16 protein-coding genes and 1 pseudogene are annotated in these 14,541 nt (G+C 68.8%); 8 read left to right on the forward strand and 9 right to left on the reverse strand.

Translation table 11 applies throughout. The annotated features are described in order from the left end of the window. Positions 1–72 precede the first annotated feature (72 nt). The 3 genes from ACZ7OO_RS11020 to ACZ7OO_RS11030 form a co-directional block, all read right to left on the reverse strand. A complete protein-coding gene (locus tag ACZ7OO_RS11020; protein WP_471504250.1) occupies positions 73–861 on the reverse strand; it encodes an IclR family transcriptional regulator in 789 nt (262 codons plus the stop codon). A gap of 211 nt (positions 862–1,072) precedes the next feature. Further along, positions 1,073–1,285, reverse strand: a complete 213-nt coding sequence (locus ACZ7OO_RS11025; protein WP_471503690.1) for a DUF5326 family protein — start codon at positions 1,283–1,285, stop codon at positions 1,073–1,075. Positions 1,286–1,453: 168 nt separating this feature from the next. Then, positions 1,454–1,771, reverse strand: a complete 318-nt coding sequence (locus ACZ7OO_RS11030; protein WP_471503692.1) for a cupin domain-containing protein — start codon at positions 1,769–1,771, stop codon at positions 1,454–1,456. 60 nt (positions 1,772–1,831) lie between these two features. Here ACZ7OO_RS11030 and ACZ7OO_RS11035 point away from each other — a divergent pair, with 60 nt between their 5' ends. The 5 genes from ACZ7OO_RS11035 to ACZ7OO_RS11055 all read left to right on the forward strand — a co-directional run bounded on the left by ACZ7OO_RS11035 (position 1,832) and on the right by ACZ7OO_RS11055 (position 5,551). Further along, positions 1,832–2,209 (forward strand): phage holin family protein, encoded by a 378-nt coding sequence (locus ACZ7OO_RS11035; RefSeq protein ID WP_358915062.1) that lies wholly within the window; start codon positions 1,832–1,834, stop codon positions 2,207–2,209. A gap of 7 nt (positions 2,210–2,216) precedes the next feature. Beyond that, positions 2,217–2,708, forward strand: coding sequence for a low molecular weight protein-tyrosine-phosphatase (locus tag ACZ7OO_RS11040; RefSeq protein ID WP_471503695.1), 492 nt, complete (start codon positions 2,217–2,219; stop codon positions 2,706–2,708). Beyond that, the gene (locus tag ACZ7OO_RS11045; protein ID WP_471503697.1) at positions 2,705–3,847 is read left to right on the forward strand and encodes a cystathionine gamma-lyase; all 1,143 of its coding nucleotides are present in this window, start codon (positions 2,705–2,707) and stop codon (positions 3,845–3,847) included. Before ACZ7OO_RS11040 ends, ACZ7OO_RS11045 begins: the two co-directional genes overlap by 4 nt. 229 nt (positions 3,848–4,076) lie before the next feature. Beyond that, positions 4,077–4,982: a LysR family transcriptional regulator gene (locus ACZ7OO_RS11050; RefSeq protein ID WP_471503699.1), complete on the forward strand. Its 906-nt coding sequence runs from the start codon at positions 4,077–4,079 to the stop codon at positions 4,980–4,982. Positions 4,983–5,068: 86 nt separating this feature from the next. After that, on the forward strand, positions 5,069–5,551 hold the full coding sequence (locus tag ACZ7OO_RS11055) for an NUDIX domain-containing protein (protein WP_093500896.1): 483 nt from the start codon (positions 5,069–5,071) through the stop codon (positions 5,549–5,551). Positions 5,552–5,555: 4 nt separating this feature from the next. Here ACZ7OO_RS11055 and ACZ7OO_RS11060 read toward each other — a convergent pair whose 3' ends face one another. Next, complete coding sequence (locus tag ACZ7OO_RS11060; protein ID WP_471503702.1) at positions 5,556–7,058, reverse strand: globin domain-containing protein; 1,503 nt, start codon at positions 7,056–7,058, stop codon at positions 5,556–5,558. Between the two features lie 302 nt (positions 7,059–7,360). Further along, a pseudogene (locus ACZ7OO_RS11065) lies at positions 7,361–7,501 on the reverse strand (hydrolase); the annotation flags it as partial. 148 nt (positions 7,502–7,649) lie between these two features. On the opposite strand from ACZ7OO_RS11065, the gene ACZ7OO_RS11070 reads away from it, so the two are divergent. Continuing rightward, a complete protein-coding gene (locus ACZ7OO_RS11070) occupies positions 7,650–8,516 on the forward strand; it encodes a GNAT family N-acetyltransferase (RefSeq protein WP_471503704.1) in 867 nt (288 codons plus the stop codon). A 66-nt stretch (positions 8,517–8,582) separates the two neighbouring features. Here the strand turns inward: ACZ7OO_RS11070 and ACZ7OO_RS11075 are convergent, their stop codons facing one another. Both ACZ7OO_RS11075 and ACZ7OO_RS11080 read right to left on the reverse strand, forming a co-directional pair. After that, on the reverse strand, positions 8,583–8,999 hold the full coding sequence (locus ACZ7OO_RS11075) for a GlcG/HbpS family heme-binding protein (protein WP_471503706.1): 417 nt from the start codon (positions 8,997–8,999) through the stop codon (positions 8,583–8,585). A gap of 92 nt (positions 9,000–9,091) precedes the next feature. Continuing rightward, the gene (locus tag ACZ7OO_RS11080) at positions 9,092–10,324 is read right to left on the reverse strand and encodes an MFS transporter (protein WP_471503708.1); all 1,233 of its coding nucleotides are present in this window, start codon (positions 10,322–10,324) and stop codon (positions 9,092–9,094) included. Between the two features lie 141 nt (positions 10,325–10,465). Here ACZ7OO_RS11080 and ACZ7OO_RS11085 point away from each other — a divergent pair, with 141 nt between their 5' ends. Continuing rightward, positions 10,466–10,924 (forward strand): MarR family winged helix-turn-helix transcriptional regulator, encoded by a 459-nt coding sequence (locus ACZ7OO_RS11085; RefSeq protein WP_471503710.1) that lies wholly within the window; start codon positions 10,466–10,468, stop codon positions 10,922–10,924. Positions 10,925–10,933: 9 nt separating this feature from the next. Further along, positions 10,934–11,386 (forward strand): GNAT family N-acetyltransferase, encoded by a 453-nt coding sequence (locus tag ACZ7OO_RS11090; protein WP_352221358.1) that lies wholly within the window; start codon positions 10,934–10,936, stop codon positions 11,384–11,386. A 69-nt stretch (positions 11,387–11,455) separates the two neighbouring features. Here ACZ7OO_RS11090 and ACZ7OO_RS11095 read toward each other — a convergent pair whose 3' ends face one another. Both ACZ7OO_RS11095 and dnaB read right to left on the reverse strand, forming a co-directional pair. Then, positions 11,456–12,841: a serine hydrolase domain-containing protein gene (locus ACZ7OO_RS11095; protein ID WP_471503712.1), complete on the reverse strand. Its 1,386-nt coding sequence runs from the start codon at positions 12,839–12,841 to the stop codon at positions 11,456–11,458. A gap of 55 nt (positions 12,842–12,896) precedes the next feature. Further along, on the reverse strand, positions 12,897–14,372 hold the full coding sequence (gene dnaB, locus ACZ7OO_RS11100; protein WP_471503714.1) for a replicative DNA helicase: 1,476 nt from the start codon (positions 14,370–14,372) through the stop codon (positions 12,897–12,899). Between the last annotated feature and the right edge of the window lie 169 nt (positions 14,373–14,541).

The following is a 14,541-nucleotide window of genomic DNA, read 5'->3' on the forward strand; positions in this document are numbered from 1 at the left end:
GGCCGGGATTTACCCCTTTGATGGTGGTCAAATCTTGCTGAACGTACACGGGAGATCACAAGGAGTGAGTTTTCAGATACTGATAGCGATCGCCAGCGAACCCAGATGCCGTCCCACCTCCGTCTGCAACTGCCGTGCGGCGGGCAGCAGCCGGTCGGCCTGGTGGAGGGGGAGGGAGATCGCCACCGTGGCGGCCGTGGTACCGACGGTGATGGGGATCGCCGCGCACACCGTTCCCAGCGCGTACTCCTGGCGCTCCACCAGCGGCTCCATCCGACGCGTCCGCTCCAGCCGCCGCAGCAGCGCATGGCTGTCACGAACCGTGTACGGGGTGAGAGCCTGAAGGGGATAGCGCTCGAGATGGTCACGGCGGGTGTTCTCGTCCAGCTGGAAGAGCAGACACTGGCCGACGGCATGCGCGTGCGCGGTCTCTCGGAAGTCGGCCCACTCCTCGACCGCCGGGGTGCCTGGGGAGTCCGATACGCACATGACCTCGACCTCGCCGTCCCGGTACATCGCGTAGTACACCGGTGCACCGATCAAGTCCCGCCAGTGGGCGAGGGTGTCGACAACCGCGCTGCGACGTTTCTGCTGCGCTCCGCTGCTGCTCAGCCGCTCCGCCGCTTCACCGAGGAAGAGCAGCCCCTTCTCACGGCGCAGATAGCCCTCGTGGACCAGGGTGCGCAGCAGGTGATAGGCGGTGGGCAGCGCGAGGCCGGTCTCGCGGGCCAGTTGTTTGGCGGGGGCGCCGTGTTCGTGTCCGGCGACACATTCCAGCAGGCGCATCGCACGCTGCACGGAGCCGATGAGGGTGGCCGAGTGTGGCTGTGCGGGGACGGCCGGGGCGGCCGGTCGCTGCACGGGGGGTGCACTGGAACGGCGTTGGGTGGGGGGTGCGGGGTGTTCCGTGGGTGCGGAGGTGGCGTCAAGCGTGGCCAAGGGTCACTCCCGGAGCGCGAGGGGGTCAGCGACTCTAACCGTCCGCCACCGCTCCCGGTCGGCCCCTACGGGAAACTTCCCTCCCCCGAGGGAACCGGTGACTCCTGTTACCGGCCACCGATTCCCACGGTCCTCACCAGTCGCTTTTCGACGAGGTGCTCGACATGAACTTCCGCACGATGTAGATCAGTCCGCCGACCAGCGCCACGAAGATCAGCAACTTGAAGAGCAGGTAGGCCAGGAAGCCGACGATGGCGCCGATCAGGCCACCGAACACCACCAGTGCGATGACCGGCACCGCGATCCACTTCACCCACCACGGCAGACCCGTGAAGATCTCTCGCATTGCCCTGCCTCTGCTTTCCCGTGCGCTTCGGCACGTACGGTCGGTCTCGTGCGTGCCGCACGATGCGATGTCCTGCACTCGATGCTAGAGCCGCGAGGGGGCCTTCCGGGGGCCTCTGATCCCTTGTCCTCCCCTGACCTCTCCCCTAGGGAACCCTGAGGGGAGAGGTCAGGCCTCGGGCGGAGAGAAGACGACCAGAACCCTCAGGTCCTCGCTGATGTGATGGAACTTGTGGGCCACACCGGCCGGCACGTACACCACGCTGCCTCGCGCCACCTGCGTGGTGTCCAGGCCGACGGTGATCGCGGCGCGGCCGCTGACGACGAAGTACACCTCGTCCTGGTTGTGCGGCTTCTGCGGGTCCTGCTCGCCCGCGTTCAGCGCGTAGAGGCCGACCGACATGTTCCGCTCCCGCAGGAACTGCAGGTAGGCCCCGTCGTTGGCGGCGCGTTCCGCCTCCAGTTCGTCCAGCCGGAATGCCTTCATCGCCGTCGTTCGCCCTCGCCTCACTGCTTGCATCCGATCTCGTCTGCCACGATCAGACACATGAAGAATTTCGTAGTCAAGACGATCGCCAACGCGGGTGCTCTGGCCGTCGCGGTGTGGCTGCTCGACAAGATCACCCTGACCGGCGACAGCACCACCAAGAAGGTCTGGACGCTGATCCTGGTCGCCCTTGTGTTCGGCCTGGTGAACTTCCTGGTCAAGCCGATCGTGAAGATCCTGACCTTCCCGCTGTTCATCCTCACGCTCGGCCTGATCACCCTGGTGGTCAACGCACTGATGCTGCTGCTGACGTCGTGGGTGTGCGACAAGCTCGACCTGAGTTTCCATGTGGAGGGGTTCTGGACCGCCGTCCTGGGCGGTCTGATCATCTCGATCGTGTCCTGGGCCCTGAACATGATCCTTCCCGACACGGACTGAGCGCCCGATGACCTACCGCGTCTGCTTCGTCTGCACCGGCAACATCTGCCGTTCCCCGATGGCCGAATCCGTCTTCCGGGCCCGCATAGCCGAGGCCGGGCTCGACGGCCGCGTCGAGGTCGACAGCGCCGGCACCGGCGGATGGCACGAGGGCGACGGCGCCGACCCGCGCACCGTCCGCGTCCTCGAGGAGCACGGCTACGACAGCGACCACACCGCCCGCCAGTTCCAGACGTCCTGGTTCGCCCGCCTCGACCTCGTGATCGCCCTGGACATCGGCCACCTCAAGGCCCTGCGTCGCCTCGCCCCCACCGAGAAGGACGCCCGCAAGGTACATCTGCTGCGCTCCTACGATCCCGATGCCGTCGACGACCTCGACGTGCCGGATCCGTACTACGGCGGTCTGGACGGCTTCGAGGAGTGTCTTGAGATGGTGGAGGCGGCGAGCGAGGGCCTGCTCACCGCGGTACGCGACGAAGTGGAGGGAACGGCGGCATGAGCGACTCCAACTCCGGCTCTGTCACGGGTGAGGGCACGCGCGCGGTGCGCGCGGGACTGCCCGAGCCGGTCAAGAACGAACCGACCCTGCCCGGGCCGGTGTTCGCCGCACACTTCCATCTGCCGGGCGAGGTCAGCGGACCATACGCCTACGGCCGTGATGAGAACCCGACCTGGACCCATCTGGAGCGCGCCATCGGCGAGCTGGAGGCGCCCGGCGAGGCCGTCGAGACGCTGGTGTTCGCCTCCGGCGTGGCGGCCGTCGCGGCAGTGCTCTTCTCGCAGCTGCGCGCCGGGGACGCGGTCGTTCTGCCTTCCGACGGCTACCAGGTGCTGCCCCTGCTCCGCGCCCAGCTGGAGGCCTACGGCATCGAGGTGCGCACCGCTCCGACAGCCGGTGACGCCCAGCTCGACGCCCTGGACGGGGCGAAGCTGCTGCTGATCGAGTCGCCGTGCAACCCCGGGCTCGACGTGTGCGACATCCGGCGGCTTGCGGAGGCGGCACACGCGCATGGGGCCCTAGTCGCCGTCGACAACACCCTCGCCACCCCGCTCGGCCAGCGACCGCTGGCGCTGGGCGCCGACTTCTCCGTGGCCAGTGGCACCAAGCAGCTCACCGGCCACGGGGACGTCCTGCTGGGGTACGTCGCCGGGCGCGACACGGCGGCCATGGCCGCCGTACGCCGCTGGCGCAAGATCGTCGGGGCGATCTCCGGGCCCATGGAGGCCTGGCTGGCTCATCGCTCCCTGGCCACTCTCCAGTTGCGGGTGGACCGGCAGAACACCACCGCCCTGGTACTCGCCGAGGCGCTCCGCGAGCGGCCGGACGTGACCGGGCTGCGCTACCCGGGGCTGCCCGACGACCCCGCGCACAAGATCGCCTCGCAGCAGATGCGTCGCTATGGCTCGGTGATCTCCTTCACGCTTCCCACGCGCGCGCGTGCCGAGCGTTTTCTGGAAGCCCTGCGGCTGGTCGACGATGCGACGAGTTTCGGCGGGGTGCGCTCCACGGCCGAGCGGCGGCGGCGCTGGGGCGGGGACGACGTACCGGAGGGCTTCATCCGGCTGTCGGTCGGAGCCGAGGACCCTGAAGACCTGGTGGCCGATGTGCTCCACGCGCTCGACAAGTCAGATCGATGACCGGATGACGGACGCCCTCGGGGGCCTGAGTACGTATAACGGACGGTCCGAGCCTCCCCCCTCGTGGCTCGGACCGTCCCGGTTCTCGCGCGCCAAGAACCGCGCGACCAAGGCTAGTTGACTCTGCGTCAGTGTCCAATCACTGTAGGGGCAGAGACCTATCGACTTATTTATAGTTGGGGACCTGCCCGAGGGCCGGCACAGGGCAGGGGGAAGGGGAGGGTGAACAATGGATCTGGCCTTGCTGCGGACCTTCGTGACCGTGCACCGGGCCGGCTCCTTCACCCGCGCCGCCGCACTGCTCGGACTCTCGCAGCCGGCCGTCACCTCCCAGATCCGCACTCTGGAAAGACAGCTGGGCCGTCCGCTCTTCCTGCGGCAGGCCCGTGGGGTGACCCCGACGACCATCGGCGACGAACTCGCCCACAAGGCCGCCCCACACCTCGACGCGCTCGTGGAAATAGCGGAACGCGGCCTCGACGACGAATCCTCGGTGCGAACCCTGCATCTCGCCGGCCCGCCCGAGTTCACCGCGGAGCGCGCCCTGCCCGCCCTTTCCGAGCTCGCCGGCGACGACGGCCAGGGCTTCGCGCTGCGCGCCTCGTTCGGCAACGCCGAGGAAACCCTGGAGGGGCTGTCCGCCGGACACCATGACCTGGCCATCAGTACAGCCCGGCCGCGTGGCGCCCTGCTCACCGCCACCGCCCTCTGCGACGAAGAGCATGTACTGGTCGCCGCTCCCCGCTGGGCCCACGAGATCGACACCGGGACGCTACGCGACAGGGGCGCGCCGGCCCTGGAGAACCTGCCCGTCGTCGAGGTCCACGAGTCTCTGCCTTTCGTCTCGCGCTACTGGGGCTCCGTCTTCGACGCCCGACCGGCCACCTCCGGCACGGTGATCGTGCCCGATCTGCGCGCGGTCCTCGCCTGCGCGGTCGCGGGCGCCGGCCTCGCAGTGCTGCCCCGTTATCTGTGTACGACCGCCCTGGACCGGGGTGACGTCATGGCGCTGCATGATCCCGCGGTGCCCCCGCTGCGGACCTACTTCCTGGTGGTGCGGACCGGCACGCTCGCCATGCCGCATGTGGCGCGGGCACACGAGTGGCTCCAGCACGCGGCTGCGGACTGGGGCTGAGCGCATACTGCGGGGTTAACGCGATGCGGCCGTACGGTGGCGCTTCGCGATGTTTCACGTGGAACCAGCTGGGCCACATTTCTCCCATGACCGTCCGACCCGTGGTCAAGCGCACCGCCCGTGCCGTTCTCCTGGACGGCGACGACCTGATTCTCATCAAGCGCACCAAACCCGGTGTCGATCCCTACTGGGTCACTCCCGGTGGCGGGGTCGAGCCGGAGGACACCACTGTCGTCGATGCCCTGCACCGCGAGGTGGACGAAGAGCTCGGCGCCAAGATCACCGATGTGGTGCCCTGCTTCGTGGACACCGTGGAGCACATCGGCGACAGCGGCAGCACTACCGGTGTGAAGGTGCAGCACTTCTTCGTCTGCCGGCTGGAGTCCATGGATCCGGCCCTGCGGCACGGCCCCGAAGTCGACGAGCCCGCGGGCGAGTACGAGATCGTGCGCGTGCCCTTCACCCGCGTCGGGATCGCCTCCGTGCACCTCGTACCGCTGTCCCTGCGGCACTACCTGGACGGCAACATCGAGGGTGTACGGGCCATGCACGCTCCCGACCTCGGGTGACGGATCAGTCGCCGACGACGACCAGTTCCTCGACCGAGTCGTGCCGTATGCGGTGCGCCGGGATGCCGACGTCCCGCAGGGCGTCCACGCCGTTGCGGATCATGCCGGGCGGGCCCGAGAGATAGGCGTCGTACTCGATCCACGGACCGTACGCGCGGATGGCGTCGGGAAGCTGGAGATGCGCCTGCTGGTCGACGACCGCGCGGACCGAGAGCCAGGGATGGCTCTGCTGGAGCCGGAGCAGCGTGTCGATGTCGTACAGGTCGTGGCCGGTGCGGGCACCGTAGAACACCTCGACAGGGCGGCGTGCGCCGCGTTCGGCGACGTCCTCGACCAGCGCCTTGATGGGGGCGATGCCGGTGCCACCGCCCAGACAGAGCAGTCCGTTGTCCTTCGTGTGGTCGACGGTCATCGAGCCGACGGCCGGGCCCAGACGGAGGATGTCACCGGGGCGGGCGCGGTGTACCAGAGCGTTGGAGACCCAGCCCGCCGGAACGGCCTTCACATGGAACGTCAGCAGACCGTCCGAGCGGGGCGCGGAGGCGAAGGAGTAGTGCCGCCAGACCCGCGGCCACCAAGGCGTCTCCATGCTTGTGTACTGCCCCGCGCGGAAGGGGTACGGCTGATTCGGGCGGACCGTGAGCACCGCGATGTCCGCGGTCCTGAGGTCGTGGGCGACGACCTCCGCATGCCACCAGGCCGGTGCGCGCAGTTCGTCCGTCGCCGCCGCGTCGATCATCACCTGGGACATGGTCGTGTAGGCGCGCACCCAGGCCGCCTCCGTCTCCGGGCCCCAGATGCCCGAGGCGTACTTGGCCAGCGCGCCGATGAGGCACTCGCCGACCGCCGGGTAGTGCTCCGCACGGGTGCCGTACTTGCGGTGGCCGCGGCCCAGGTTCTGGAGGTACTCGACCAGGACGGGCGTGTTGTCGATGTGCTCGGCCGCGGTGAGCAGCGCCTTCAGCAGCCGGTCCCGCTGGGTGTCCATGGCGGCCGGAAACAGCGAACGCAGTTCGGGATGGCGTACGAAGAGCAGTGCGTAGAAGTACGAGGTGACCTTGTCGGCTATCGGACCGACCTCGGCCAGGGTGCTGCGGATGCGGATCGCGTCCGGGGATGCGTCCGGACTCGGCTGTGCGCTGCGCTGAGGCGGGACGCGCTGTCCGGGCGTGGGTGGTACCGACTGTCCGGGTGTAGGGCGTACCGGCTGTCCGGCCGTGGAGGCGAAGGGTCCGGCGGCCGTGTGCTGCCCGGGGTCTGGAGCCTGGGTGGGGTTCTGGAAGCGGGCCGGCTCCTCCGTCGGCCGTATTCGCTCCCGGGCCTCTGCGGACGCGGGACGGTGGCCCTGGGGCATCTCCTGCTGACCACTCGGGGCCACGGCCTGAGGCTCGGCGGCGGGTTCGACCGGCGGCTTGTTGGGGGATGTGAACCAGCTGCTTCCGCCGGCCCCGTCGTTGCCCGCCGACGTGGTGGTCGGAGCATCCATGGTGTGCCTCGCCTCGAACATCTTTCGGTTGGTCTGCGCACTTCGCTCGGAAGGTGCTTGTATTCCCCCGTTGACGGCTGGCTCTTCCCGGTCAGGCTCGTGGCCCACACGGCCCCATTGAACCCACGTTCCTTCGCGTACGGACAAGTAAGGCGGAAGTGTGACATGGCCCGCAGTCACTCCCGCCGGAGCGTCTCATCCCGGACGTGAACCGGAGTCGACCCTACCGGCCGTCGCCCCACGCACAAGTCCCCCCTGCCTCCCCCACGAATCCAAACAAGGAGCGAACCATCAGCTCCTTCAACTACCGGGCGGACCCACGCCAATTCATAGACATCCCATAGATCCCGCCCCGTGGAGGAGTACGTCGCGAGACCGGCGAGATGTCCGTCCGCGTTGACCGCCACGGACACCGGGTCCACAGTGAACAATTCTCTGTCCGACATCGAATACCCGTAGGCGACTCGGGCGGTGGTTATGGGGCGATGTTTCACGTGAAACGTCCCCCGTCTGTCCAGGGGCTGTGCTCAGGGCTACGGCGTGGCCAAAAGCGCGTGCGTCTACCTCGAAACAGGTGGACGCCACGGGTGCCGGTCGGACAGCCTGACCTGCGTGCCAACTCCTTTCGTCGCCGCTCTGCCCATTCGCCGACTGACGCCACGCGACCTCACCGCCTGCGCCGACTTGTCCGAGGACCGGGGGTGGCCCCGCGAGGAACACAAGTGGCGCTTACTCCTCACGGCCGGGAAGGGCTACGGCATCGACGACCCTGGCGGAGGCCTGGTCGCCGCCTGCGTCATCACTGAGTACGGCCCAGGGGAACGCCCGGATCTCCGCGCGATCGGCATGGTCCTGGTCGCGGAACGGCATGCGCGTCAGGGCGTCGGGCGGCGGCTGATGCGCCACATCGTCTCGGCGGTGGGGACGACTCCCCTGACTCTGTACGCCACGCCGTACGGCCGTCCGCTCTACGAGGAGCTGGGGTTCAAGACCACGGGACGCTCGGAGATGCTGTCCGGCGCCTTCACCCCGGGCGGCCTCGAGCCCCGGGTGGCGACACGGGCGGCCACAGCCGAGGACCTCAGCTCCATCCTCCGGCTCGACGAGGAGGTGTTCGGTACTGACCGCACACCTCTCATCGCCCGCTTGCCCGCGTTCTCGGACCAGCTGCGGGTGGCCGTGGACGGCGGCCGGATCGTCGGCTATGCGGCCGCCTGGCCCAACATGGACACCCATGTCGTCGGGCCTCTGATCGCCCACGACACGGAGACTGCGAAGTCCCTCATCGTCTCGCTCGCCGCGCACACCGACCGCCCGCTCCGCACCGACATCGACATCCGGCACGAGGAACTGCTGGCATGGGCGAAGGAGCGCGGGCTGGCCTCCGTCGCCATGAGCTCCGTCATGACGTACGGCCTCACAGAGCTGCCGGGAGACTGGACACGGCGGTTCGCACCGCTGACGGTGGCGGCGGGCTGATGATTCCTCGGTGCGGCGAACGCCGGCCCCCGGGGGAACCGGCGTTCCGCGTCGATCGGGGTGCGGTCAGACGAGCGCCTGCACGGCGGCCGTGGCGAAGCCGTGGTCCTGATCTGGGGCGCCGCCACCGACGCCGACAGAGCCGATCAGCCGCCCGTCGCGGTGGACTGGGACACCGCCCGCGATGAAGAGCAGAGGCCGGTCGAGTGCCGTGGGCAGGGTGTGGAAGAGGCCGCCGGGCTGGACGGCGTCGACAAGGTCGGCGGTGGGACTGTTCAGCTGGAGCGCCGTGTAGGCCTTGCGGGTGCTGGTCTCGCCGGAGATCAGCACGGCACGGTCGTCCCGCCGGAAGGCGAGCAGATGGCCCCCGGCGTCCAGGACGGTGACGCTGACGGTGGCTCCGGCGACCTCGGCGGCGCGCTGGGCCTCGGTGATCAGGAGTTCGGCGTCCTGGACGGTGAGCGGGGCGACGGTGGTGCTCATGAGGTGGTTCTCCTTGGGTGGTACTCAGAGGAAACGGCGCGGGCGGGTCAGGATTGCGGCCTGTGTGTCCCAGGGCGCGGTCGGTGATGGGCTCACGCCTGCGGCCTTGCGGCCGGCTCAGTGGCGAACGGCTCCCGCTGCGCCGAGGGCATGCCTCCTGCGGCCACGGTGCTCGGGGCGCCGTCGCGGCGCTCCAGTGCGGCCGACAGGAAGGCGAGGGCGAGGGCGGCCGTGGCGAGGGCGGCGCCGACCCAGTTGGGGGAGGTGTAGCCGAAGCCGGCGGCGATCACGATGCCGCCGAGCCAGGCGGAGAGAGCGTTGCCGAGGTTGAAGGCGCCGATGTTCACGGCCGAGGCCAGGGTGGGGGCACCGTGCGCCTGGTCGAGGACGCGCTTCTGCAGCGGCGGGACGGTCGCGAAGCCCAGGGCCCCGATCAGGGCGACGGTCACGGCGGCCGCGACCTTGTTGTGCGCGGTGACCGTGAAGAGAGCGAGGACGACAGCCAGGGCGCCCAGCGACACGTACAGCATGGGCATCAGGGCGCGGTCGGCGAACTTGCCGCCGACGAGGTTGCCGCCGACCATGCCGAGGCCGAACAGGACCAGCAGCCAGGTGACGGAGCCGTCGGCGAAGCCGGCGACATGGGTCATCATCGGCGCGATGTAGGTGATGGCCGCGAAGACTCCGCCGAAGCCCAGCACGGTCATCGCCATGGCGAGCAGGACCTGGGTGTTCTTGAACGCGGCCAGTTCGTGCCGCAGATGCACGCCCTCCGGCTTGGGCAGCTCGGGCACCAGCTTGGCGATGCCGGCCAGGCCGACGAGGCCGAGGGCGGCGACGATGCCGAAGGTGACACGCCAGCCGACGTGCTGTCCCACCAGGGTGCCGAGCGGGACACCGACGACGTTGGCGATGGTGAGGCCGGTGAACATCATCGCGATGGCCCCGGCCTTCTTGCTCGGGGCGACGAGTTCGGCCGCCACGACCGACCCGATGCCGAAGAAGGCGCCGTGGGCGAGGGAGGCGACCACGCGGCCGATCAGCATGACGGCGAAGGAGGGGGCAACGGCGGACAGCAGGTTGCCTGCGATGAACAAGCCCATCAGCAGCATCAGCATCCGCTTGCGCGGGACTTTGGTCCCCAGGACGGTCATCAGCGGGGCACCCATCACCACGCCGAGTGCGTAGCCGGTCACCAGCAGGCCGGCGGTGGGGATGGAGACCCCGAAGTCGCCCGCGACCTCGGGCAGCAAGCCCATGATCACGAACTCGGTCGTTCCGATACCGAAGGCCCCGATCGCGAGGGCCAGGAGCGCGAGAGGCATGGAGGACAGCCTTCCCAGACGATTGCAGATGCGCTTTGCGTGCGCCCACAATAGTTGCAGACGCCGCCTATGTGCAATCGAGGGATATTGCAGATCTGCTCTATCCTGGTATCAGCCGCTCCGGGACGGAGGAACACGCCAATGACAGCGACGGACCCCGCGCTCACTGCCCTTGCCCAGGGCTGGTGCGCTCTCTCCCTGCTTCACGGGAGGATCGAGGCACACATCGAGCGCGCCCTTCAGGCGAAGCACGACCTGAGCGTCCGCGAATACTCTCTGCTGGATGTCCTCAGCCGACAGCACGACGGCGAGGGGGGCCATCTGCAGATGAAACAGGTCGCCGACGCGGTCGTCCTCAGCCAGAGCGCCACCACCCGGCTGGTGACACGCCTCGAAGACCGGGACCTCCTGGAGCGCTACCTCTGCCCGACCGACCGCCGCGGCATCTACACGAACGTCACCGAAGCGGGGCTGCGGCTGCTCGAAGAAGCTCGCCCCACCAATGACACCGCGCTGCGCGAGGCCCTCGACGCGGCAGCCAGAAGCGCGGAGCTGGCTCCCCTGGTGCGGGTCGTGGAGTCACTGAACGTGCCCGCATAGGCTGCGGGCATGGGAGATCTTGACATACGTGCCGCGGTCGCCGACGACATCCCGGCCATCGTCGGCATGCTCGCCGACGACCCGCTGGGCGCCCGGCGGGAATCACCGGACGACCTGACGCCCTACCTGCGCGCCTTGGAACGGCTCAGTGCCGACCCCAACCAACAGCTGGTCGTCGCCGTACGCGAGGGCCGTGTCGTCGGCACGCTACAGCTCACGATCATCCCCGGGCTGTCGAGGCGCGGCGCCACTCGGTCGATCATCGAGGCCGTACGCATCCACGCCGACGAGCGCGGCGGCGGGCTGGGCACCCGGTTCATCGAGTGGGCGATCGAGGAATCACGCCGCCAGGGCTGCCAGTTGGTGCAGCTGACCTCGGACACGTCACGTACCGACGCCCATCGCTTCTATGAGCGGCTCGGTTTCACCGCCTCGCACGTCGGTTTCAAGCTTGAGATCTGACCCGCCAGGGTGCTGACGGCACGCGTTCACGGGGGTGGTGTTTCACGTGAAACACCACCCCCGGCTTGTCTAGCCGATCCCCCGCCACCCCGCGGGGTCCACCCCACCAGGCACGGGAGTCGTCTCCTCGTACGGCTGACGCGTGAACACGAACGAACCGAGGTCCAGGTGGCTCACACCGCCGTCCGGCCGCCGCACGGGCCGTAGAAGCTCTCCGGCGTAGTAGCCCTCAAGGCCGGTCCACGTCCCGTCACCGTTGGACCTGAAGCCCGCACGGCGGCCGGTGCCCGACAGCGGTCCCAGCGAGACCAGTCCATCGGCCGTCACCCGCAGCACGAAGGCGTGTGTGCCCCAGTACCACTGGCCCGCCAACTCCAGGACAGACGGCTCGACTCGGGCCAGGGGCCGCCATGGCTCGGGGATGCGCGGCTCGGCCTCCGCAACGATACGGACGAGGTCGGCGCCGACGGCGGACAGGAGCGGGCCGGAGGTGCAGTTGGCGAGCACCACGGCCGCCACGTCGTCGTCCACGCTGATGGTGAGGTTGGCCAGAAAGCCGGGCAGCGAGCCGGAGTGCCCGATCAGCAGCCGGCCGTCGCGGCGCTGAATCTGGAGGCCGAGGCCGTAGGTGGCACCATCCAGCACATCGGCGGACTCGGCGGGAGCCGCCGGGACGCGCATCTCCCGTACGGACTCGGCGCTCATTACCCGTTCGTCACCGGCCGTCAGAAACACGGCGAAGCGAGCCAGGTCGTCGGTGGTCGACCAGAGCTGTCCTGCCGGTGCCATCCGGCCGAGGTCCTCCAGTGGCTCCGGAAGCATCGCGTCAGCCCAGGGATGCACCGCCCAGCCGCCCGCGTGCGGCGCCTGAGGCTGGGCGCTCGTGCGATCGAGGCGCAACGGTTCGAGCACCTCTTGCCGGAGCACCTCCGTCCAGGGGGCACCGCGGAGTTCCTCGACCAGGGCGCCGAGCAGGGTGTAGCCGGGGTTGGAGTAGTGGTGCCGGCGGCCGACGGGGTGCAGGAGGGGCTGCTCTCCGAGGACATCGCTGAGCTCCGGCCGCAGCGAGCCCGGGGTGCGTTCCCACCAGGGCGCGGGCGACTCGGCCGCCAACCCGCCTGTGTGCGCGAGGAGTTCAGCGATCGTCGCCTCCCCCGCGCCGGTGCCCGGCAGATGCTTCTCCAGTGGATCGCCGAGATCGAGCAGCCCTTCGTCGCGCAGCCGGAGCACCAGAACGGCCGTGAACGTCTTGGTGATCGAGCCGATCCGGTACTGCACGTTCTGATCCGGTCCGTGCCCGTCCACCGAGGTCCGCGCCCCGTGCCAGACAGCCCGCCCGCCCCGCACGACCGCTGCCACCAGCGACGGCGCCCGCCCTTCGGCCTGGGCCACGGCGATCCGATGCAACAGCGCCCGCCGGGTGGTGAGGAGCAGCTGTTCGTCAAATGTCGTCATGCGCCCAGTCCACCCGGAGGGCGGACCGGCGTCGAGTTCATTTCGGTGGTGCGGATCAGGTCTGTGCCATGTCCACGAAGCGGGAGTAGTGGCCCTGGAAGGCAACGGTGATCGTCGCGGTCGGGCCGTTTCGGTGCTTGCCGACGATGATGTCCGCTTCGCCCGCGCGCGGTGACTCCTTCTCGTAGGCGTCCTCGCGGTGGAGCAGGATGACCATGTCGGCGTCCTGCTCGATGGAGCCGGACTCACGCAGGTCGGACACCATCGGCTTCTTGTCCGTGCGCTGCTCGGGACCACGGTTGAGCTGCGAGAGCGCAATCACGGGGACCTCCAGCTCCTTGGCCAGCAGCTTGAGGTTTCGGGACATGTCCGATACCTCCTGCTGACGGCTTTCAGAGCGTTTGGAACCGGACTGCATCAGCTGCAGATAGTCGATGATCACGAGCTTGATGTCGTTGCGCTGTTTGAGCCGGCGGCACTTGGCGCGGATCTCCATCATCGACAGGTTCGGTGAGTCGTCGATGTAGAGCGGCGCGGCCGAGACATCCGGCATCCGGCGGGCGAGCCGGGTCCAGTCGTCGTCGGTCATCGTGCCGGAGCGCATGTGGTGCAGGGCGACCCGGGCCTCGGCGGACAGCAGACGCATCGCGATCTCGTTGCGGCCCATTTCGAGGGAGAAGATGACGCTGGGCAGGTTGTGCTTGATCGACGCGGCCCGTGCGAAGTCCAGGGCCAGGGTGGACTTACCCATGGCGGGACGCGCGGCGATGACGATCATCTGGCCCGGGTGCAGGCCGTTGGTGAGCGAGTCCAGGTCCGTGAAGCCGGTGGGCACACCGGTCATCTCGCCGGTACGGGAGCCGATCGCCTCGATCTCGTCGAGAGCGCCCTCCATGATGTCGCCGAGTGGCAGATAGTCCTCGCTGGTCCGCTGCTCGGTGACCGCGTAGATCTCCGCCTGGGCGCTGTTGACGATCTCGTCGATGTCGCCGTCGGCCGCGTATCCCATCTGCGTGATACGTGTCCCGGCCTCGACAAGACGGCGCAGCACGGCACGCTCGTGGACGATCTCCGCGTAGTACTCGGCGTTCGCCGCCGTCGGCACCGTCTGGACGAGGGTGTGGAGATAGGAGGCGCCGCCGACCTTGTTGATCTCGCCGCGCTTGGTGAGCTCGGCGGCGATGGTGATGGGGTCGGCCGGCTCGCCCTTGGCGTAGACATCGAGGATCGCCTGGTAAATCGTCTCGTGCGCGGGCTTGTAGAAGTCGTGGCCCTTGAGGATCTCGACGACGTCGGCAATGGCGTCCTTGGAGAGCAGCATGCCGCCGAGCACGGACTGTTCGGCGTCCAGGTCCTGCGGGGGCACCCGCTCGAAGGTGGCACCTCCGCCATCCCAGTCACCGCGGTCCCGGCCCCGGTCGTGCCGGTCGTCTCGCCCTCGGCCGCCCTCACCGCGTCCACGGGAGGCGGGCAGACGATCACTGGGACCGGTCTCGGCCCACGGATCGTCCAAGGGCTCGGAAATACTCACCGAGCCACCTCCTCCCGTCCGCCCGGCGGACCTCGCCGTGACCCCATTTCTACGGCACGGCACTGACAAACTGAGGCGCCACATTCCGGATCCGGGCGCGTCGGTTTTGTGAGGTTTCCGACGCCATAAGAAGGAGCGTGCGCCGGACCACGGTAGGCCCGCGGGCACC

It is taken from the genome of Streptomyces sp. NPDC111744, assembly GCF_055634995.1.